The organism is Streptomyces sp. CA-250714, from assembly GCF_050936705.1.
GTDB lineage: Bacteria > Actinomycetota > Actinomycetes > Streptomycetales > Streptomycetaceae > Streptomyces.
This window is the reverse complement of the sequence record NZ_JBNJMI010000002.1, coordinates 1,838,364-1,856,441: the sequence shown is the minus strand read 5'-3', so window position 1 is coordinate 1,856,441 and position 18,078 is coordinate 1,838,364. Positions and strand designations below refer to the sequence as shown.

Here is an 18,078-nt window from a genome sequence, read left to right as displayed (position 1 = left end):
TACGAGGCGCCTACGACGCCCTTCCCGGCGCGGGCTCCGTACGCCCGCGCCGGGACCGACGCGCTCACCAGCGGCGCGACCGGGACACACCCCCGCCGCTACTGCCGCCGCAGCAGCCGGGTGGCGCCCGCGGCCACCGTCGTCGCCAGCACCCAGCCGGCCAGGATCATCCCCGCGGCGATCCACTGGTAGCCGCCGCCCGGGTCCCACGCGGTGTCCTGCCCGAAGGTGATGACGGGCAGCAGCAGATCCAGGGTGTAGAGCGCGGCGTTCCAGTGCGGCGCCTCGTCGCCCTTGAGCGCGGGCGGCCGGTGCGCCTCGAACAGCATCGCCCCGGTCAGCCACAGCAGCGCCATCCACAGCGCCGCCTGCCCCGGCCGGTAGCCGTACGCCACCGTCCAGTCCTGGAGGAAGCCCCACAGCTTGCCGGGCAGCGGCAGGGTCTCGCGGCGGCGGCGCTGCTTGGCCAGCAGGACGAGGCGCGCGTTGGTGTCCTCACCGCTGTTCCGGTACATCGCCGCCAGCTGCTCGTACGGCTCGGGGGCGTACTCGGCGGTGGCGGAGTTGATCCACTGGAGCCGTTCCCGGACGTTGAAGTGGCCTTCTTTGGGGATCGCGTGCTGGTAGGTGAAGCCGGCCATCCACAGCCGGTGGTCGCCCGGCCAGCTGGAGGCGCGGTCCATCAGCTTCTCCACGCTCGCCCCGGACAGCACGACCAGGCCGCGCTCGGGCAGCTGCGGGGTGAAGGTCAGCTCCGGAGTGGTGATGCGCCGCAGCGACAGCTCCTGGTCGCGCTGCATCTCCAGCCGGGCGTTCTCGATCACCAGCGAGGAGCCGAACCGCCCGTCGTCCAGCACCATGCCGCCGGTGCACTGGAAGTGCTTGGTGCGATGGGGGTCCCAGCCCGGTCGGGCGAAGCCGAGACCCCGGGGGAAGGCGGCCCCCTGGTCGGTGGTGTCGTAGCGGGTGCCGGTCGGCGGAGTGGCGCCGTAGATCTGCGGGGCGCTGCCGCGGCCGGCGTCGGCGAAGCTCGCCACCTGCTCGACGGTCATCTGCGGCGCGTACAGCGCGAAGCGTCCGCGCGGATTGCGCAGCACCGAGCCGAACATGTGCAGCGAGCTGCCGACGGAGGCACCGCGCAGACTGACCTGCCCGTCGGTGACCAGCAGGCTGGCCTGGAGTTCCTGGGAGACGGTGACGCCGTCGGCGGCTATGGCGCGGGTCCGCCGCCCGCTGCCGATGGTGGCCTCGTTGAGCAGCAGGTCGGTGCCGATCGTGGCGTCCGTCAGCTTGATGCCCTCCGGGATGCTGCACCTGGGCAGATGCAGATCGCCCTCGGTGGTCAGCCGCGCCGCCTCCAGCCGGGGGAGGTAGCAGTCCACGAAGCGCGCGGTGTTCACCCGCGCCTCCGGCATCCGCACCTCGTCCTCGAACCGGCACTGCCGCAGCTCGAAGTACGACTCCACGGCGCCGCCCGCCAGATCCAGGCAGCCCGTCACGAAGGCGCCGGTCAGATGCAGCGAGGCCACCCGGCCCAGCAGCGGCGGCGGCCCGTGCAGCAGCAGCAGCGCGATCACCCTCGCCCGCACCGTACGGTCCGGGCCCCAGACGTGATCCCCGTTCGGGTCGTCCAGCTCGGCCTCGCCGCTGCGCAGATCCTGCTCGCTGCCGTTGCGGAACGCCTGCCACAGCCCCCACTCGGCAGTCGTCAGATGCAGCCCCGGAGGCGGCTCGCCGGAGTCCGCTGGCTCGCTCACGCTGTTCCCCCCTCGGTTTTCAATTCCTCGATGTCTCGGCGTTCGAAATCGGCAGAACACGGCAGTCGTGTCGCCCGGCGTTCGAACACAGTGGTCGTACCGCTCCCATTCCCGCTCCGTGACCGGATGAACGCGGGTGGCGACGATCGTCTCGTGTGACCTGTATCAGCCTCTGATACAGGCGACAGCTGCCCACTGCCGGTCTGAGAGACTTGGGTGTGTGATCTCCCGAATCGATCTGCGTGGTGCAGCCGTCGCCGCCTCCCCCTCCGGGTCGGCGACCGGCGTGCTGGACCGTGACCTGCTGCCCCGTGCCGAGCTCGACGTCGAGGCCGCCCTGGAAAAGGTGCGGCCCATCTGCGAGGACGTACGGCATCGTGGCTCGGCGGCGGTGATCGAGTACACGGAGAAGTTCGACGGGGTGCGCCTGGCGCAGTCCCGGGTGCCCGTCGAGGAGCTCGGCAAGGCCCTCGATGAGCTGGATCCGGCCGTTCGCGCGGCCCTGGAGGAGTCCATCCGGCGGGCCAGGATCGTCCACCGCGACCAGCGGCGCACCGACTCCACCGTGCAGGTGGTGCCCGGCGGCACCGTCACCGAGCGCTGGGTGCCGGTGGAGCGCGTGGGCCTTTACGTACCGGGCGGGCGCGCCGTCTACCCGTCGTCCGTGGTGATGAACGTGGTCCCCGCGCAGGAGGCGGGCGTCGGCGCGCTGGCCGTCGCCTCGCCCGCACAGGCCGAGTTCGGCGGCCTGCCGCACCCCACCATCCTCGCCGCCTGCGCACTGCTGGGCGTCGACGAGGTCTACGCGGTGGGCGGCGCCCAGGCCGTGGCGATGTTCGCCTACGGCACCGCGGAGTGCCCCCCGGTCCAGCTGGTGACCGGCCCCGGCAACATCTATGTGGCCGCCGCCAAGCGGCTGCTCAAGGGCGTCATCGGCATCGACTCCGAGGCGGGCCCGACCGAGATCGCGATCCTCGCCGACGACACCGCGGACGCGGCCCATGTCGCCGCCGACCTGATCAGCCAGGCCGAGCACGACGTGGTGGCCGCCGCCGTCCTCGTCACCCCCTCCGAGGCGCTGGCCGAGGCCGTCGAGGCGGAGCTGAAGACGCAGGTGCCCGCCACCAAGCACAGCGAACGCATCGCCGAGGCGCTGGCCGGGCGGCAGTCCGGCATCGTGCTCGTCGACTCCCTCGAAGCCGGGCTGGCCGTCGTCAACGCCTACGCCGCCGAGCACCTGGAGATCCAGACCGCCGACGCCGCGGCCTGGGCGGCGCGGGTGCGCAACGCGGGCGCCGTCTTCGTCGGCCCGTACGCGCCCGTCTCGCTCGGCGACTACGCCGCGGGCTCCAACCATGTGCTGCCCACCGGCGGCTGCGCCTGCCACTCCTCGGGCCTGTCGGTCCAGTCCTTCCTGCGCGGCATCCACGTCGTGGACTACACGCGGGACGCGCTGGCCGAGATCACCCACCATGTCGTCGCGCTGGCGGAGGCGGAGGATCTGCCGGCCCACGGTGCGGCTCTGAAGGCAAGGTTCGACTGGAAAGTTCCGGAGAACGGCTCGTGACCGGTAACCCCTCTGTGTCCTCGTTGGACGAACTCCCCATCCGGGACGAGCTGCGCGGCAAGTCCCCCTACGGCGCGCCCCAGCTGAACGTGCCCGTACGGCTGAACACCAACGAGAACCCCTACCCGCTCCCCGAGGAGCTGGTGAAGCGCATCGCCGAGCGGGTCACCGAGGCCGCGCGCGAGCTCAACCGCTACCCGGACCGGGACGCGGTCGAGCTGCGCACCCAGCTGGCCCGCTATCTGTCCCGTACGGCGGGCCACAGCGTCGACCACCGGCAGGTGTGGGCGGCCAACGGCTCCAACGAGGTGCTCCAGCAGCTCCTCCAGGCGTTCGGCGGCCCAGGGCGTACCGCGCTGGGCTTCGAGCCGTCGTACTCGATGCACGCGCTGATCGCCCGCGGTACCGGCACCGGGTGGCTTTCGGGGCCGCGCAACGACGACTTCACCATCGACACCGAGGCCGCCGTAGCCGCCATCTCCGAGCACAAGCCGGACATCGTCTTCGTCTGTTCGCCCAACAACCCCACCGGCACGGCCGTCGGCGAGGAGACGGTACTGGCGCTGTACGAGGCCGCGCAGGCGGCGCGGCCCGAGCGCGGGGCGCTGGTGGTGGTGGACGAGGCGTACGGCGAGTTCTCGCACCGGCCCTCGCTGCTGCCGCTGATCGAGGGCCGTCCCACGATGGTGCTCTCGCGCACCATGTCCAAGGCGTTCGGCGCCGCCGGGCTGCGGCTCGGCTATCTGGCCGCGGCGCCCGCCGTGGTGGACGCCGTCCAGCTGGTGCGGCTGCCGTACCACCTGTCGGCCGTCACCCAGGCCACGGCGCTGGCCGCGCTGGAGCACACCGACACCCTGCTCGGCTACGTCGAGCAGCTGAAGGCCGAGCGTGACCGGCTGGTGGCCGAACTGCGGGCCATCGGCTGCGAGGTCACCCCCTCGGACGCCAACTTCGTACAGTTCGGCCGCTTCGACGGCGCGGCCGGATCGCACGCCGTGTGGGAGGCGCTGCTGGAACACGGCGTACTGGTCCGGGACAACGGGGTCCCCGGCTGGCTGCGGGTCTCGGCGGGCACGCCGGAGGAGAACGACGCGTTCCTCGACGCGGTGCGAGCCGTGACGAAGGAGCTGAAGGAGAAGAGCGACTGATGACGCGCAAGGGCCGGGTGGAGCGCACCACCAAGGAGACCTCTGTCGTGGTCGAGATCGACCTCGACGGCAAGGGCGATGTGGACATCTCCACGGGCGTGGGCTTCTACGACCACATGCTCGACCAGCTCGGCCGGCACGGCCTGTTCGACCTCACGGTCAAGACCGAGGGCGATCTGCACATCGACAGCCACCACACCATCGAGGACACCTCGCTGGCACTGGGCGCCGCCTTCAAGCAGGCCCTCGGTGACAAGCGCGGCATCGTGCGGTTCGCCAACGCCTCGGTGCCGCTGGACGAGTCGCTCGCCCAGGTGACCGTCGACCTGTCGGGCCGCCCCTACCTGGTGCACACCGAGCCCGAGGGCATGGCGCCGATGATCGGCAGCTACGACACCACGATGACCCGGCACATCCTGGAGTCCTTCGTCGCCCAGGCGCAGATCGCGCTGCACGTCCACGTGCCGTACGGGCGCAACGCGCACCACATCGTGGAGTGCCAGTTCAAGGCGCTGGCCCGCGCCCTGCGCTACGCCAGCGAGATCGACCCGCGGCAGACGGGGATCCCCTCCACCAAGGGCGCGCTATGACAGGACTGTCCGCCCTGCTCATCTTCGTCGGGCTGTTTCTGGCGGGCGGGGCGATCTCGTTCTGGAAGCAGCAGCTGCCCAAGGGCGTGATCGTGCTGCTCGCCCTGGCGTCCGCCATGTGTCTGGTGGCCGGAATCCTGCGGTTGGAGTGGTGGTCATGACGACGCAGAGCAAGAAGAGTGTCGTGGTCTTCGACTACGGCTTCGGAAACGTGCGCTCCGCCGAGCGCGCCCTGGAGCGGGTCGGCGCCGAGGTCGAGATCACCCGCGACTACGACAAGGCGATGGCCGCCGACGGCCTGCTGGTGCCCGGCGTGGGTGCCTTCGCCTCCTGCATGGAGGGGCTCATCCAGGCGCGCGGCCACTGGGTCGTCGGGCGGCGGCTGGCGGGCGGCCGGCCCGTGCTGGGGATCTGTGTCGGTATGCAGATCCTCTTCTCCCGCGGTATCGAGCACGGCCAGGAGGCCGAGGGCATGGACGAGTGGCCCGGCACCGTCGGCCCGCTCAAGAACGACGCCGCGCACCCGGTCCCGCACATGGGCTGGAACACCGTCGAGGCGCCCGCCGGCTCGCAGCTGTTCGCCGGACTCTCCGCCGACGAGCGCTACTACTTCGTACACTCCTACGCCGTGCACGACTGGGAGCTCGAAGCCACCAACCCGGCCCTCAAGCCGCCGGTGGTCAGCTGGACGACGCACGCCGACCGTTTCGTGTCCGCCGTGGAGAACGGGCCGCTGTGGGCCACCCAGTTCCACCCCGAGAAGTCCGGCGACGCCGGAGCACAGCTGCTGAGAAACTGGATCGAAACCCTGTGAGTCCTGTGAGCTCTGTGAGCCGAGAGAGCGAGAGCGCCGTGAGCAACCGGCTTGAACTGCTGCCCGCCGTGGACGTCCGGGATGGACGGGCCGTCCGTCTCGTACACGGGGAGTCCGGCTCCGAGACCTCCTACGGCGACCCGCTGGAGGCCGCACTGGCCTGGCAGCGTGCCGGGGCCGAGTGGCTGCATCTCGTGGACCTGGACGCCGCGTTCGGCACCGGCGACAACCGGAAGCAGATCGCCGAGGTCGCCCGCGCCATGGACATCAAGGTCGAGCTGTCCGGCGGCATCCGCGACGACGCCTCTCTCGAAGCGGCGCTGGCCACCGGCTGCCGCCGCGTCAACCTCGGTACGGCCGCGCTGGAGACCCCCGAGTGGGTCGCCAAGGTCATCGCCGAGCACGGCGACAAGATCGCCGTCGGCCTCGATGTACGCGGCACCACGCTGCGCGGCCGGGGCTGGACCCGGGACGGCGGCGACCTCTACGAGACGCTGGCCCGGCTGGACTCCGAGGGCTGCGCCCGCTACGTCGTCACCGACATCGCCAAGGACGGCACCCTCAAGGGCCCCAACCTGGAGCTGCTGCGAAACGTGTGCGCCGTCACCGACCGGCCCGTGATCGCCAGCGGCGGCGTCTCCTCCCTCGACGATCTGCGGGCCATCGCGGGGCTGGTACCCGAAGGCGTCGAGGGCGCGATCGTGGGTAAGGCCCTGTATGCCAAGGCGTTCACCCTTGAAGAGGCGTTGGAGGCGGTTGCCTGATGGGCTCGATACACCGGATCGCGTCCGATGCGCCGTGGGAGGAAGCCTTCGGCTACTCCCGCGCTGTGGAGCTGCCCAACGGCCTGGTGCTGGTGGGCGGCTGCACCTCGGTCGTGGGCGGTGAGGTCGCCGCGGACACCCCGTACCAGCAGACGGTCACCGCGTTCGGTGTCGGGCTGGAAGCGCTGAAGCGACTGGGGCTCGGCGCCGAGAGCGTGGTGCGTACGCGTATGTTCCTCGCCCACGCGCGGGACGTGGAGGAGGTCGGCCGCGCCCACAAGGAGCTGTTCGGCGAGATCAAGCCCGTCTCGTCCATGATCATCGTGTCCGGGTTCGCCGACCCCAGCCTCGTCGTCGAGGTGGAGATCGAGGCATACCGGAACCAGCAAGGCCCGGACAGCCGGGAGCAGCAAGGAGCACAAGCACCATGACCCTCGCGGTCCGAGTCATCCCCTGCCTGGACGTGGACGCCGGCCGGGTCGTCAAGGGCGTCAACTTCCAGAACCTGCGCGACGCGGGCGACCCGGTCGAGATGGCCAAGGTCTACGACGCCGAGGGCGCCGACGAGCTGACGTTCCTGGACATCACCGCCTCCTCCGGCGACCGCGAGACCACCTACGACGTGGTGCGGCGCACCGCCGAGCAGGTCTTCATCCCGCTGACCGTCGGCGGCGGGGTACGCACCCCCGAGGACGTGGACAAGCTGCTGCGCGCCGGGGCCGACAAGGTCGGCATCAACACCGCGGCCATCGCTCGTCCCGAGCTGATCGGCGAGATCGCCGAACGCTTCGGCAGCCAGGTGCTGGTGCTCTCCGTCGACGCCCGCCGCCGTGCCGAGGGCACCGGGTTCGAGGTCACCACGCACGGCGGGCGCCGCGGCACCGGCATCGACGCCGTCGAGTGGGCGCACCGCGCCGCGGAGCTGGGCGCGGGAGAGATCCTGCTCAACTCCATGGACGCGGACGGCACCAAGGACGGCTACGACACGGAGATGATCGCCGCCGTCCGTAAGCACGTCACCATCCCGGTGATCGCCTCCGGTGGCGCCGGACGCCTCGACCACTTCCCGCCGGCCATCGGAGCCGGAGCCGACGCCGTACTGGCCGCTTCCGTCTTCCACTTCGGTGATCTGCGGATCGGCGAGGTGAAGGACACCCTGCGGGACGCGGGTCACCCGGTGCGCTGACGGCCCCTGCCGCGTTTACGTGAGGGCACTCATGCCAGGGCGAAACCCAGCAGGACGGCGCCCTGGACGGTGACCTGGCCCGGCGACAGATCCCCGTCGCCCGAGGGCGCGTCGGCGGCGTGGCCCCGGTATCGGGAGGCGAGGGGGCCCTCCGGGTCCACGTCCTCGATGTGCACCACCGCGCCGAGTGTGACCCCGGCCGCCTCCGCGTACAGCTCGGCCTTGCGGCGGGCGGCGGCAACCGCCTCCGTACGGGCACGGGCGCGCAGCCCCGGCTTGTCCCGTACGTCGAAGTCCACCCCGTCCACCCGGTTGGCGCCTGCCTCCACGGCGGCCACCAGCAGCGGCTCCAGCGCGTCCATCTCCGTCAGCGTCACCGAGAAGTCCGCCTGGCAGCGGTATCCCAGGAACTTCCGGCTCGCGTTGTATCCCTCCCACTCCGTGCGCAGCCCCAGCCGCGACGAGGAGACGGCCGTGTCCGGCACGCCGTACTCCCGGAACGTCCGCCGCAGCGCCGCGACTCCCTCTCGCGCCGAGCCGAATGCCTCCCCGGCCGTCTGCTCGGTGCGGTCCACGGCGATCCGCAGCCGCACGAGGTCGGGGGTGGCGTTCACACTCGCGGCGCCGTAGACGCTGATGCCCCATGGGCTGTCGATCTTCATCTGCATGCGGCCAGTCAAACACGCGTGCGCCATGGCGGGCGGGGCGGTCCGCTCAACTCCGTTGGCTGTGGCTACGATCGGCACATGAAGCGACGATCAGCAGGTTGGTGGCTTCAGGCCACCGCGCTGGGACACGGGGCGATCGGCGCGGTGATCTACCGCGATGTACTGGCACAGCTGGCCCGTGACGGGCTGGTCAACTCTGTTCCGGACCGTGGCGACCGGGCGGCGGCCTTCTGGTTCATGGCGGCGGCGCCCGCGCTGTGGATGGGCGGCCGGTTGCTCAGCTCGGCGGAGGAGCACGGCGACACCGCTGCCCAGCGTGCTGCGGGCGCTGTACTGATCGGCGTCGGCGCGGTGGGAGCCACGGCCATGCCCAAGGGCGGCTTCCCCGCCTTGGTCGGCATCGGCGGCGTGCTCCTGCGGAGGGCCCGGCGCGGCTGAGCGGCTACAGCGCGGCCGGGTGCTCACCGGGTGCGCATGGTTAGGGTTTGTTTCATGTTCATGCCCTCCAACGCTCTCAGCGGCAGCCGTCGACATCGCCTGGCCATGGGGTCGATCCTCACGCCGTTCCTGGCCCTGGCCGGCGTGGCGCTGAGTGCCACGGCGGTCAGTATGTCCGAGCGGCCGTGGCCGTTGATCGGCTTCGGCTCGGCTGCGCTGTCGGCGTACGCGGTCGCCTGGTGGTGCGCCCGCTACTGGTACGCGGCCTTCCGGGAGGGACGGTCCTCCCAGCCCGTTCCCGAGCCCCACCCGTGGCCCTGGGGGCTGCCCCCGCTCGTGCTCGGTGGGGCCTTCGCCGCCACCGGCATCGGGGCTGTACAGGATGGGAAGACCGCAGCAGCGGTTATCAGCCTGGTGCTCGCTGCCGTGCTCCTCATTCCCGTGGCAGTCCTCCTCGTCGTGGGGGTGTACGCCCGGCGCGAGAGGCGCTCCCGCCCCAGCACACCGCCCTCCGGGCATGAGCCGCAACGGCCATACCGAGCCTGGGGATCGATCGACCGTTCGTAGCGGACTTCGGACAGCGAGAAGCCCCATCGTGTTCGCACGATGGGGCAGCCCTGGCGGTCAGACGGTGCCGAGTTCGCCGGTCTTGACGCCCGCGATGAAGGTGGTGAATGCGGTGGCCGGGAGGTTGAGGACGGGGCCGGTGGGGTTTTTGGAGTCGCGGATGGGGACCACGCCGTGTGTGGCGGCGAGGTTTGCGGCGACCTCCACGCACGCGCCGCCGTTCTCGCTGTAGGAGGAGGTGAACCAGCCGGGGGTTTCGGTTGTCACTGGGTGCCTCCGAAGTCTTCGGTCTTGACGCTGGTGATGAAGGCGGCGAATGCGGTGGCCGGGATGTTGAGGGCGGGGCCGGTGGGGTTCTTCGAGTCGCGGATGGGGACGATGCCGTGTGAGGTGGCGAGGTTTGCGGCGACCTCTACGCACTGGCCGCCGTTGTCGCTGTAGGAAGACTTGAGCCAGCGTGGGTTTTCGGTCGTCACGGGGTGCCCCAGTCACCGGCCTTGACGCTTGCCACAAAGGTGGCGAATGCGGTGGTAGGGAGGTTGAGGACGGGGCCAGCTGGGTTCTTGGAGTCCCGGAGGGGGACTGTGCCGTTCGACGCGGCGAAGTTGGTGGCGACCTCCACGCAGGCGCCGCCGTTGTTGCTGTAGGAGGACTTGAACCAGCGGGGTGTTTCGGTCGTCACGGGGTGCCTCCGAAGTCTTCGGTCTTGACGCCGGTGATGAAGGCGGTGAGTGCGGTGGCGGGAAGGTTGAGGACTGGGCCTGTCGGGTTCTTCGAGTCGCGGATGGGGACCACGCCGTGTGTGGCGGCGAGGTTTCCGGCGACCTCGATGCACTGGCCGCCGTTGTTGCTGTACGAGGACTTGTACCAACGGGGGGCTTCGGTCGTCACTGGGTGCCCCAGTCTCCGGCTTTGACGCTTGCCACGAAGGTGGTGAAGGCGTCGGTGGGGAGGTTGAGGACTGGGCCTGTCGGGTTCTTCGAGTCGCGGATGGGGACCACGCCGTGTGTGGCGGCGAGGTTTGCGGCGACCTCGATGCACTGGCCGCCGTTGTTGCTGTACGAGGACTTGTACCAACGGGGGGATTCAGTCGTCACGGGGTGCCCTTTCGCAACTGGTGGATCAAGGCCACGGATTCAGCCTGGGAGGGGGCTTCGGCCTGTAGTTGATGGTAGGCCGTCAGCATCGGCAGGACGAACTTGTTGTCCCGTTCGAGATGGCCCCGCTGTGCCGACTCGGCGTACGACATCAGCGAGCGGTCCGGCATCGTGAGGACGGTGACCGGCAGGTCGAACGGGCGGTGAGCCCCCATGCTGAACGGAGCGACCTGGAGGACGGTGTTCGGCAGTTGGGCGAACTCGATCAGCCGCTCTAACTGGGCGTTCATAACGGCGAGTTCGCCGACAGGACGACGCAGGCAGCTTTCGTCCAGCGCTGCGAAGACCAGCGGCGGGGGCGTTCGGACGAGTGCGGCCTGCCGCTCCGCGACGAGCGTGACCCGCTCGTGAGCCTGCTCGTCGGTGATCGCCCCCCGCCTGACGGCGCTGTCCGCCAGGACCGTTGCGTATTCCGGAGTCTGAAGCAGACCGGGAATGACCCCCACTTCGTACAGCCGGATCTCTACGGCGCGCCCCTCGTGGTCGACGAACTGCGGGAAGCCCTCCAGCAAGCTGCCGTGGCGGATCTCGCGGTGTTGGCGCTCGAACGTGTCCGTCGTGTCCGCGATGCCGAAGGCAATGTCCGCGCTGCGCGAGAAGCGCAAGGTCGGCATCTTGCGACCAGTTTCGACGGCTGAGATATGCGTGCTGGAATACCCGGTCTTCTCGGCCAGCTCCTCCTGCTTCCAGCCGCGCGCCTCCCGCATGCTGCGTAGGCGCGCTCCGAAAGCTGCCTGAGGAGAGCTGTCCGGGTCCAACTCCTTGATGTTCAACGGGCTTTCACCGACCTTCCGTTCTCGTCTGACACGTTGAATGGTTCCCCACGCCACGCCACGCTGAATCCCCTTGGTAGTCACAGGGCTACGGAGAGGAGCAGTCGTGATCGAGTACGACTCACGAGGCCGGGTCGGCGAGGCCGTGAGGTCTACGCCCCCGCGCAGGGCTGATGTCGAGCAGCTTCAGGCCGCGTATCTGATGCACCGCCAGGAGTGTCGTAGCTGTACGCGCAGGCGGTCGTGTGCGATGGCGCGGCGGTTGGAGGAGGCGCGTCGCGTATCGGAGGCGGCATCGTGACTGCGAAGGACAGCGCGGCCTGCGTGGAGTGTGCGCGGCTGGAGCGTGAGCGGGAAGCGGCGCGCACGGTGGGGGATTGGAGTCGGGTCACCGACTGTGTCGTGCTGCTGCGGCGGCATCCGGGGCACGGGAGGAAGTCGGTGGTGCGTGCGTGACCCGTGTGACCTTCCGGCTTCGTGAGTTCCGGTTGGTGCCGGATACGGAGCCGGACGCCGAGCCGGTGACCTTCACCATGCAGTGCGCCGTCTGCGACCAGACCCCCTCCCCACATACCAGCCAGTCGGTACCCCACAACTGGGTCACCCGCCATCTGAAGGACAACCCGGAGCACCTCACCTACCGGGAGATCATCACGCGCCCGTACCGGTTCGAACCGGGAGCATGGCTGTGACTGATCCCCGAGGGGAGCGCCCCCCAGCCGACGAGCTGAAGAAGCCCTGCCGGCACGAAGTCGCCCGAGGGGCGAAGCACTGCACGAAGTGCAAGAAACGGATCTACCTGTGAGGGAAGGGGGCTCCACCGGCGGTCAGGGGCTGCCCGGGCAGCGGATGTCACCTTCAGGTGCCCCGTCTCGTCCAAGAAGTGGACACTCAACCGTCGCTCTCGCCAAGAAGCTCGCCAAGAAGGAGACCTTCGTGTTCACCGCCTACCTCGTGGTCACCCTTCTCACCTCCGTCGCCAACGGTTCGGCCGCCATCGCCAACTTCATCGGCCACGACTACCCCAAGAGCCAGGCGGACAAGTTGCGCGTGCCCCGGTCGTGGATGCTTCCACTGGGCGCGTTGCTGGGGACGGGCGCGCTGGGGCTGTTGGCCGGGTTTGCCGTGCCGGTGCTGGGGATGCTCTCCGCCGCCGGTCTCGTGCTGTACTTCGTCGGTGCGTTCTGTGCCCATGTGCGGGTACACGACCGGCAGTTGGGACCGTGGGCCGTGTTCTTCTGTCTGGCGGTGGCCGCCCTGTCCCTGAACCTGGCCTACCACGGTTCCTGGTGATATGAGGGCCGGGCCCCGAAGGGGCGCGGGGAATTGCGCGGGAAACGACAACCAACCCGCGGTCTGCGGGACCGCGCAAGGGGCACCCCCCTACTTCAGGCACTCCGTGCGGCGGTCGCGAGCAGCAGCCGGCACCGCGGGGAGCCGTCCGCCCGGCGGCCCAGTTCGGGGAGGGGCCGCAATGACACGTCGAAGCCCGCGGCAAGCAGATCGCGGTGGACTTCGGCCAGTGGCCAGGTGCGGTAGTACATGACGAAGCGGGGCCGCCAGACGGCGTTTCGTACGCGCATCGCGGCATCGAATCCGAGCAGCGTCCAGTACGCCGCCGTACCGGGGCGCGGCGGGGCCGCCATGGGGAACGCGAACGTGCCGCCGTCGCGGAGGACTTCGCGGATCCGTGTGAACAGGCGGGGGCGCTCGGCGGGCAGGAAGTGGCCGAACGCGCCGAAGCTGACCACCAGATCGAAGGTGCCAGGGCGGAACGGCGGTGCGAGCGCATCGCCCCGTACCCAGTGCGGGGCGGGGTCGGGCGCGGTCGCGTACCGGTAACGGGCCTCCGTCAGCATGCCCGCGCTGAAATCGAGGCCCACCGTCCGGCCCGTGCACACCTCGCGGAGCACACGGGCGCCGGCGCCGGTGCCGCAGCACAGGTCGAGGCCGTCGGTGAACGGGCCGATCGTCTTCAGGGCATTGGTGGTGGCGTCCAGGACGCTGTCCGGGGTCCGGTACGGCGTGTGCTCGAACTTCGGGGCCAGCAGGTCGTAGCCCCGCTGTACGGAGGAGAGCGCCTGGCGCGCCAGTTCGGGGAGGGTGGGCCGCTCGCTACTCATGGTGTCCCCACTGTATGCGGCCCCCTCCCGGAGGCGATCACCGCTTGGCGGCGGCCCGCAGATACTCGCGGTTCATCGCGGCGATCGACGGCATGGGGATGCCCTTGGGGCAGGCCGTGGCGCACTCCCCGGCCAGCGTGCAGCCGCCGAAGCCCTCGGCGTCCATCTGCTCCACCATGCCGAGCACCCGGCTCTCCCGCTCGGGGGCGCCCTGCGGCAGCACGTTGAGGTGGTTCACCTTGGCGGAGGTGAACAGCATGGCCGAGCCGTTCGGGCAGGCGGCCACGCAGGCGCCGCAGCCGATGCACTCGGCGTGGGTGAACGCCGCATCGGCGGCGGGTTTCGGTACGGCTGTGGCATGCGCCTCGGGCGCTGCCCCGGTCGGCGCCGTGATGTAGCCGCCGGCGCCGATCACCCGGTCGAACGCCGACCGGTCGACGACCAGATCCCGTACGACGGGGAAGGCGGCGGCCCGCCAGGGCTCGATGTCGATGGTGTCGCCGTCGGTGAAGTGCCGCATGTGCAGTTGGCAGGTGGTGGTGCGTTCGGGCCCGTGGGCCTGGCCGTTGATGACCATGCCGCAGGCGCCGCAGATGCCTTCCCGGCAGTCGTGGTCGAAGGCGACGGGCTCCTCGCCGCGCTCGATCAGCCGCTCGTTGAGGGTGTCGAGCATCTCCAGGAACGACATGTCGGGGGAGATGTCCGCCACCTCGTAGGTGCGCATCTCGCCGTCCGCCGAGGCGTCCGGCTGGCGCCAGATCCGAAGGGTCAGATTCACGTGTAGCTCCGCTGGGTGGGGTGGACGTACTCGAAGCGGAGGGCCTCCTTGTGCAGCACGGGGGCCTCGCCGACGCCGGTGAACTCCCAGGCGGCGGCGTAGCAGAACTCCTCGTCCTTGCGCGCCGCCTCGCCGTCGGCCGTGCGGGACTCCTCGCGGAAGTGGCCGCCGCACGACTCGCCGCGGTGCAGCGCGTCCAGGCACATCAGCTCGGCCAGCTCCAGATGGTCGGCGACCCGGTTGGCCTTCTCCAGGGACTGGTTCAGCGCCTCGCCCGAGCCGGGCACCCTGATCCGCTGCCAGAACTCGGCGCGCAGCTCGGGGATCCGCTCCAGCGCCTTGCGCAGCCCCTCCTCCGTACGGGACATCCCGCACTCGTCCCACATCAGCTCACCGAGTTCGCGGTGGAAGGAGTCGGGGGAGCGGTCACCGTTGTTGGACAGCAGGGCGTAGAGCCGGTCGGTGACGGCGAACACCGCCTCGTGGACGGCCGGATGGTCCGGATCGACGTCCTGGTGCGGGTGGCGGGCCAGATAGTCGCCGAGTGTCGCCGGGAGCACGAAGTAGCCGTCGGCCAGCCCCTGCATCAGCGCGGAGGCGCCGAGCCGGTTGGCGCCGTGGTCGGAGAAGTTGGCCTCCCCGATGGCGAAGAGGCCGGGGATGGTGGTCATCAGGTCGTAGTCGACCCACAGCCCGCCCATCGTGTAGTGGATGGCGGGATAGATCCGCATCGGACGGGTGTACGGATCTTCGGCGGTGATCCGCGCGTACATCTCGAAGAGGTTGCCGTACTTCTCCTCGACGGCCGCCCGGCCCAGCCGGGCGATGGCGTCCGCGAAGTCGAGATAGACGCCCTGACCGCCGGGGCCCACACCGCGCCCCTCGTCGCAGACGTTCTTCGCGGCACGGGAGGCGATGTCGCGGGGGACGAGGTTGCCGAAGGAGGGGTAGAGGCGCTCCAGGTAGTAGTCGCGCTCCTCCTCCGGGATGTCCTGCGGCGCGCGGTCGTCGCCGGCCGCCTTGGGCACCCAGATCCGGCCGTCGTTGCGCAGCGACTCGCTCATCAGCGTCAGCTTGGACTGGTGGTCGCCGGAGCGCGGGATGCAGGTGGGGTGGATCTGGGTGAAGCAGGGATTCGCGAAGTAGGCGCCCCTGCGGTGTGCGCGCCAGACGGCTGTCGCGTTGGAGTTCTTGGCGTTGGTCGACAGGTAGAAGACGTTGCCGTAGCCGCCGGTCGCCAGCACCACCGCGTCGGCGAAGTAGGTGTCGATGCGGCCGGTCAGCAGATCGCGGGCGACGATGCCGCGGGCCCGCCCGTCGATGACGATCAGATCCAGCATCTCCGCGCGGGGGTGCATCTCCACGTTCCCGACGGCGATCTGCCGCGAGAGCGCCTGGTAGGCGCCGAGCAGCAGCTGCTGGCCCGTCTGGCCGCGGGCGTAGAAGGTGCGGGAGACCTGGACGCCGCCGAACGAGCGGGTGTCCAGCAGCCCGCCGTACTCGCGGGCGAACGGCACGCCCTGCGCCACGCACTGGTCGATGATCTCGGTGGAGATCTCCGCCAGCCGGTGCACATTGGACTCCCGGGAGCGGAAGTCACCGCCCTTGACGGTGTCGTAGAAGAGCCGGTGCACGGAGTCGCCGTCGTTGCGGTAGTTCTTCGCAGCGTTGATGCCGCCCTGCGCCGCGACGGAGTGGGCACGGCGCGGGGAGTCCTGGTAGCAGAACTGGACGACGTGGTAGCCCGCCTCCGCCAGGGTGGCCCCCGCCGAGCCGCCCGCGAGACCGGTGCCGACGACGATGACGGTGTGCTTGCGGCGGTTGGCCGGATTGACCAGCTTCGCCTCGAACCGGCGCCGGTTCCACCGCTCGGCGATGGGCCCGTCGGGCGCCTTGGTGTCGGCGACGGGATCGCCGGTGCGGTAGCTCTGGTAAGGGGTGCTCATTTCACCACTCCCGTCATGACGCCGATGGGTACGGAGAGGAAGCCCGCGGTGATGACCAGCGCGAGGCCGGTCGCCCCGGCTTTGAGCAGGCGGGCGGCGCCGGGTCGGGTCACCCCGAGGGTCTGGGCGGCGCTCCAGAAGCCGTGCCGGATGTGCAGGCCGACGGCGAGCATGGCGACGATGTAGATGACGTTCGCGTACCAGTTCCGGAAGCCGGCGACGATGTTCTCGTACGGGTGGCCCTCCTGGCCGCGCGGATTCACCGTTCCGGTCGTCAGATCGAGGACGTGCCAGACGATGAACAGCGCCAGGATGATCCCGCCCCAGCGCATGGTGCGGGTCGCGTAGCTCGCTCGGCGCCGGGTGTGCTGGTACTTGACGGGGCGCGCCGCGATGTCGCGCCTGCTGAGCTGGTAGGCGCTGACGCCGTGCAGCACCACGGCCGCGAGCAGCACCGCGCGGGCGATCCACAGGAACCAGCCGTGGCGCAGCAGCGGCTCCCCGAAGGTGCGCAGCCAGTGCGCGTAGCCGTTCATCTCCTCGGGGCCGAAGAAGACCTTCAGATTGGCGAACATGTGGACGAGCAGATAGGCCAGCATCAGCAGCCCGCTGACCGCCATGACCGTCTTCTTGCCGATCGTCGAGCCCCACAGGGTGCGCAGGACGCCGCCCCGCCGCTGCCTGACCGGCGGACGGGGGCCGGGCCCGGGGCTCTGGGAGGTGGGAGTGCGCGTAACCGTCGCCATGGCCATGAAAGTAGGAGCCTGCCCCGGCATCAGTCCAAGACATAGAACGGCTGCGCACGATAGAGGCTGGCTATCGCCGAGCCGTATGCTTGCCGTATGCAGCTACAGCAGCTCCGCTACTTCGTGGCCGTCGCCGAGACCCGCCACTTCACCCGGGCCGCCCAGCGTGAGCACGTCGCGCAGCCCTCGCTCTCCCAGCAGATCCGGTCGCTGGAGCGGGAGTTGGGCGCGGAGCTGTTCCACCGGGCACGCGGCCACATCTCGCTCACCGACGCGGGCGAGGCCCTGCTGCCGCTGGCCCGGCGGGTGCTGGCCGACACCGAGACGGCGCGCCGCGAGGTGCAGGAGGTGGCGCAGCTGCGGCGCGGACGGGTGCGGCTGGGGGCGCCGCCGAGCCTGTGCGCCAGCCTGGTCCCTGACGTACTGCGCGCCTTCCACGACCGGTACCCCGGTGTGGAGCTGGTCGTCCACGAGGACGGTTCCCAGGACCTGGTGCGGGTGCTGGCGGCGGGCGAGCTGGACCTGGCGCTGATCATCACCCCGCTCGCCGGGCAGGGGCCGGTGCTCACCACGGCGGAGCTGCTGAGCGAGGAACTGGTCGTCGTCTCGTCACCGGACGCGCCGGCGCCGGTGCGGCGCTCCCGGATCCGGGTCCAGGACCTGCGCGACCGCCCGCTGGCGATGTTCCGGCGCGGCTACGACCTGCGGGAGCTGACCGTCGCCGCGTGCCGGGACGCGGGCTTCGAACCCGCCTTCGCCGTGGAGGGCGGCGAGATGGACGCGGTCCTCGGCTTCGTCCGCGCCGGCCTCGGCCTGGCCGTCGTCCCCAGCATGGTCGCCGCCCGCTCCGGCCTGCGGATCACCCGTTTCGCCTCGCCGGGATTGCACCGCACCATTTCGGTGGCCCACCGCGGGGATGTCTCGCCACCTCGCGCGGCGCGGGAGCTCCAGCAGATCATTGCGGAGCGGCTGGCCGGCGGCTCCTGAGTGCCCCGCAATAGGGGCTGCGCTTGCCCACCCTGCGCCCCTGGCGCAGACTGCCCAAGCGCAGCAAGG

Annotated in this window: 26 protein-coding genes; 14 read left to right on the top strand and 12 right to left on the bottom strand. The window is 70.3% G+C overall.

The genetic code is table 11. The features are described from left to right. Positions 1 to 98 precede the first annotated feature (98 nt). Positions 99 to 1,757 carry an oxidoreductase gene (locus ACQEU8_RS27250; RefSeq protein ID WP_433105614.1) on the bottom strand — a complete coding sequence of 553 codons (1,659 nt, stop codon included), beginning with the start codon at positions 1,755 to 1,757 and terminating at the stop codon, positions 99 to 101. Between the two features lie 220 nt (positions 1,758 to 1,977). Between ACQEU8_RS27250 and hisD the strand changes: the two genes are divergently transcribed. The 8 genes from hisD to hisF are packed head-to-tail and all read left to right on the top strand — an operon-like array spanning position 1,978 to position 7,826. Next, positions 1,978 to 3,324: a histidinol dehydrogenase gene (hisD, locus tag ACQEU8_RS27245; RefSeq protein ID WP_433105612.1), complete on the top strand. Its 1,347-nt coding sequence runs from the start codon at positions 1,978 to 1,980 to the stop codon at positions 3,322 to 3,324. A 14-nt stretch (positions 3,325 to 3,338) separates the two neighbouring features. Further along, positions 3,339 to 4,472 carry a histidinol-phosphate transaminase gene (locus tag ACQEU8_RS27240; protein ID WP_433108740.1) on the top strand — a complete coding sequence of 378 codons (1,134 nt, stop codon included), beginning with the start codon at positions 3,339 to 3,341 and terminating at the stop codon, positions 4,470 to 4,472. Beyond that, on the top strand, positions 4,472 to 5,062 hold the full coding sequence (hisB, locus tag ACQEU8_RS27235) for an imidazoleglycerol-phosphate dehydratase HisB (RefSeq protein ID WP_433105610.1): 591 nt from the start codon (positions 4,472 to 4,474) through the stop codon (positions 5,060 to 5,062). Before ACQEU8_RS27240 ends, hisB begins: the two co-directional genes overlap by 1 nt. Next, on the top strand, positions 5,059 to 5,223 hold the full coding sequence (locus ACQEU8_RS27230) for a hypothetical protein (RefSeq protein WP_433105608.1): 165 nt from the start codon (positions 5,059 to 5,061) through the stop codon (positions 5,221 to 5,223). The genes hisB and ACQEU8_RS27230 overlap by 4 nt, the downstream gene beginning before the upstream one ends. Beyond that, on the top strand, positions 5,220 to 5,876 hold the full coding sequence (gene hisH, locus ACQEU8_RS27225) for an imidazole glycerol phosphate synthase subunit HisH (RefSeq protein ID WP_433105606.1): 657 nt from the start codon (positions 5,220 to 5,222) through the stop codon (positions 5,874 to 5,876). Before ACQEU8_RS27230 ends, hisH begins: the two co-directional genes overlap by 4 nt. Before the next feature lie 38 nt (positions 5,877 to 5,914). Further along, positions 5,915 to 6,640 carry a bifunctional 1-(5-phosphoribosyl)-5-((5-phosphoribosylamino)methylideneamino)imidazole-4-carboxamide isomerase/phosphoribosylanthranilate isomerase PriA gene (gene priA / locus ACQEU8_RS27220; RefSeq protein WP_433105604.1) on the top strand — a complete coding sequence of 242 codons (726 nt, stop codon included), beginning with the start codon at positions 5,915 to 5,917 and terminating at the stop codon, positions 6,638 to 6,640. Next, positions 6,640 to 7,071: a RidA family protein gene (locus tag ACQEU8_RS27215; RefSeq protein WP_433105602.1), complete on the top strand. Its 432-nt coding sequence runs from the start codon at positions 6,640 to 6,642 to the stop codon at positions 7,069 to 7,071. Before priA ends, ACQEU8_RS27215 begins: the two co-directional genes overlap by 1 nt. Beyond that, positions 7,068 to 7,826, top strand: a complete 759-nt coding sequence (gene hisF / locus ACQEU8_RS27210) for an imidazole glycerol phosphate synthase subunit HisF (RefSeq protein WP_433105600.1) — start codon at positions 7,068 to 7,070, stop codon at positions 7,824 to 7,826. The genes ACQEU8_RS27215 and hisF overlap by 4 nt, the downstream gene beginning before the upstream one ends. Before the next feature lie 29 nt (positions 7,827 to 7,855). Here the strand turns inward: hisF and ACQEU8_RS27205 are convergent, their stop codons facing one another. Next, entirely contained in the window at positions 7,856 to 8,494 is a 639-nt protein-coding gene (locus ACQEU8_RS27205) for an SIMPL domain-containing protein (protein ID WP_433105598.1), read from the bottom strand. Positions 8,495 to 8,572: 78 nt separating this feature from the next. Between ACQEU8_RS27205 and ACQEU8_RS27200 the strand changes: the two genes are divergently transcribed. Together ACQEU8_RS27200 and ACQEU8_RS27195 are read left to right on the top strand one after the other, a co-directional pair. Beyond that, on the top strand, positions 8,573 to 8,932 hold the full coding sequence (locus ACQEU8_RS27200; protein WP_433105596.1) for a DUF6463 family protein: 360 nt from the start codon (positions 8,573 to 8,575) through the stop codon (positions 8,930 to 8,932). Positions 8,933 to 8,986: 54 nt separating this feature from the next. Then, entirely contained in the window at positions 8,987 to 9,499 is a 513-nt protein-coding gene (locus ACQEU8_RS27195; protein ID WP_433105594.1) for a hypothetical protein, read from the top strand. 57 nt (positions 9,500 to 9,556) lie between these two features. Here ACQEU8_RS27195 and ACQEU8_RS27190 read toward each other — a convergent pair whose 3' ends face one another. From ACQEU8_RS27190 to ACQEU8_RS27165, 6 genes are read right to left on the bottom strand one after another with little or no spacing between them, the layout of a single operon-like run. Further along, entirely contained in the window at positions 9,557 to 9,766 is a 210-nt protein-coding gene (locus ACQEU8_RS27190) for a DUF397 domain-containing protein (protein ID WP_433105592.1), read from the bottom strand. Further along, positions 9,763 to 9,975: a DUF397 domain-containing protein gene (locus tag ACQEU8_RS27185; RefSeq protein WP_433105590.1), complete on the bottom strand. Its 213-nt coding sequence runs from the start codon at positions 9,973 to 9,975 to the stop codon at positions 9,763 to 9,765. Before ACQEU8_RS27185 ends, ACQEU8_RS27190 begins: the two co-directional genes overlap by 4 nt. Then, positions 9,972 to 10,181 (bottom strand): DUF397 domain-containing protein, encoded by a 210-nt coding sequence (locus ACQEU8_RS27180; protein WP_433105588.1) that lies wholly within the window; start codon positions 10,179 to 10,181, stop codon positions 9,972 to 9,974. The genes ACQEU8_RS27185 and ACQEU8_RS27180 overlap by 4 nt, the downstream gene beginning before the upstream one ends. After that, on the bottom strand, positions 10,178 to 10,390 hold the full coding sequence (locus ACQEU8_RS27175) for a DUF397 domain-containing protein (RefSeq protein ID WP_433105586.1): 213 nt from the start codon (positions 10,388 to 10,390) through the stop codon (positions 10,178 to 10,180). Before ACQEU8_RS27175 ends, ACQEU8_RS27180 begins: the two co-directional genes overlap by 4 nt. Beyond that, positions 10,387 to 10,596: a DUF397 domain-containing protein gene (locus tag ACQEU8_RS27170; protein ID WP_433105584.1), complete on the bottom strand. Its 210-nt coding sequence runs from the start codon at positions 10,594 to 10,596 to the stop codon at positions 10,387 to 10,389. The genes ACQEU8_RS27175 and ACQEU8_RS27170 overlap by 4 nt, the downstream gene beginning before the upstream one ends. Beyond that, the gene (locus tag ACQEU8_RS27165) at positions 10,593 to 11,429 is read right to left on the bottom strand and encodes a helix-turn-helix domain-containing protein (RefSeq protein WP_433105582.1); all 837 of its coding nucleotides are present in this window, start codon (positions 11,427 to 11,429) and stop codon (positions 10,593 to 10,595) included. The genes ACQEU8_RS27170 and ACQEU8_RS27165 overlap by 4 nt, the downstream gene beginning before the upstream one ends. A 297-nt stretch (positions 11,430 to 11,726) precedes the next feature. On the opposite strand from ACQEU8_RS27165, the gene ACQEU8_RS27160 reads away from it, so the two are divergent. The 3 genes from ACQEU8_RS27160 to ACQEU8_RS27150 all read left to right on the top strand — a co-directional run bounded on the left by ACQEU8_RS27160 (position 11,727) and on the right by ACQEU8_RS27150 (position 12,722). Beyond that, the gene (locus tag ACQEU8_RS27160; RefSeq protein ID WP_433105580.1) at positions 11,727 to 11,885 is read left to right on the top strand and encodes a hypothetical protein; all 159 of its coding nucleotides are present in this window, start codon (positions 11,727 to 11,729) and stop codon (positions 11,883 to 11,885) included. After that, positions 11,882 to 12,121, top strand: a complete 240-nt coding sequence (locus ACQEU8_RS27155) for a hypothetical protein (RefSeq protein WP_433105578.1) — start codon at positions 11,882 to 11,884, stop codon at positions 12,119 to 12,121. The genes ACQEU8_RS27160 and ACQEU8_RS27155 overlap by 4 nt, the downstream gene beginning before the upstream one ends. 244 nt (positions 12,122 to 12,365) lie before the next feature. Beyond that, positions 12,366 to 12,722 carry a DoxX family protein gene (locus tag ACQEU8_RS27150; RefSeq protein WP_433105576.1) on the top strand — a complete coding sequence of 119 codons (357 nt, stop codon included), beginning with the start codon at positions 12,366 to 12,368 and terminating at the stop codon, positions 12,720 to 12,722. Between the two features lie 95 nt (positions 12,723 to 12,817). Here ACQEU8_RS27150 and ACQEU8_RS27145 read toward each other — a convergent pair whose 3' ends face one another. Genes ACQEU8_RS27145 through ACQEU8_RS27130 form a run of 4 tightly spaced genes read right to left on the bottom strand, consistent with a single transcriptional unit; the run spans position 12,818 to position 17,022 of the window. Further along, a complete protein-coding gene (locus ACQEU8_RS27145) occupies positions 12,818 to 13,552 on the bottom strand; it encodes a class I SAM-dependent methyltransferase (protein ID WP_433105572.1) in 735 nt (244 codons plus the stop codon). Between the two features lie 37 nt (positions 13,553 to 13,589). After that, entirely contained in the window at positions 13,590 to 14,330 is a 741-nt protein-coding gene (locus tag ACQEU8_RS27140; RefSeq protein ID WP_433105570.1) for a succinate dehydrogenase/fumarate reductase iron-sulfur subunit, read from the bottom strand. Further along, the gene (locus ACQEU8_RS27135) at positions 14,327 to 16,276 is read right to left on the bottom strand and encodes a fumarate reductase/succinate dehydrogenase flavoprotein subunit (protein WP_433105568.1); all 1,950 of its coding nucleotides are present in this window, start codon (positions 16,274 to 16,276) and stop codon (positions 14,327 to 14,329) included. The genes ACQEU8_RS27140 and ACQEU8_RS27135 overlap by 4 nt, the downstream gene beginning before the upstream one ends. After that, the gene (locus tag ACQEU8_RS27130; protein WP_433105566.1) at positions 16,273 to 17,022 is read right to left on the bottom strand and encodes a succinate dehydrogenase cytochrome b subunit; all 750 of its coding nucleotides are present in this window, start codon (positions 17,020 to 17,022) and stop codon (positions 16,273 to 16,275) included. Before ACQEU8_RS27130 ends, ACQEU8_RS27135 begins: the two co-directional genes overlap by 4 nt. Before the next feature lie 96 nt (positions 17,023 to 17,118). Here ACQEU8_RS27130 and ACQEU8_RS27125 point away from each other — a divergent pair, with 96 nt between their 5' ends. Beyond that, positions 17,119 to 18,009, top strand: a complete 891-nt coding sequence (locus ACQEU8_RS27125; RefSeq protein ID WP_433105564.1) for a LysR family transcriptional regulator — start codon at positions 17,119 to 17,121, stop codon at positions 18,007 to 18,009. The last annotated feature ends 69 nt before the right edge of the window (positions 18,010 to 18,078 follow it).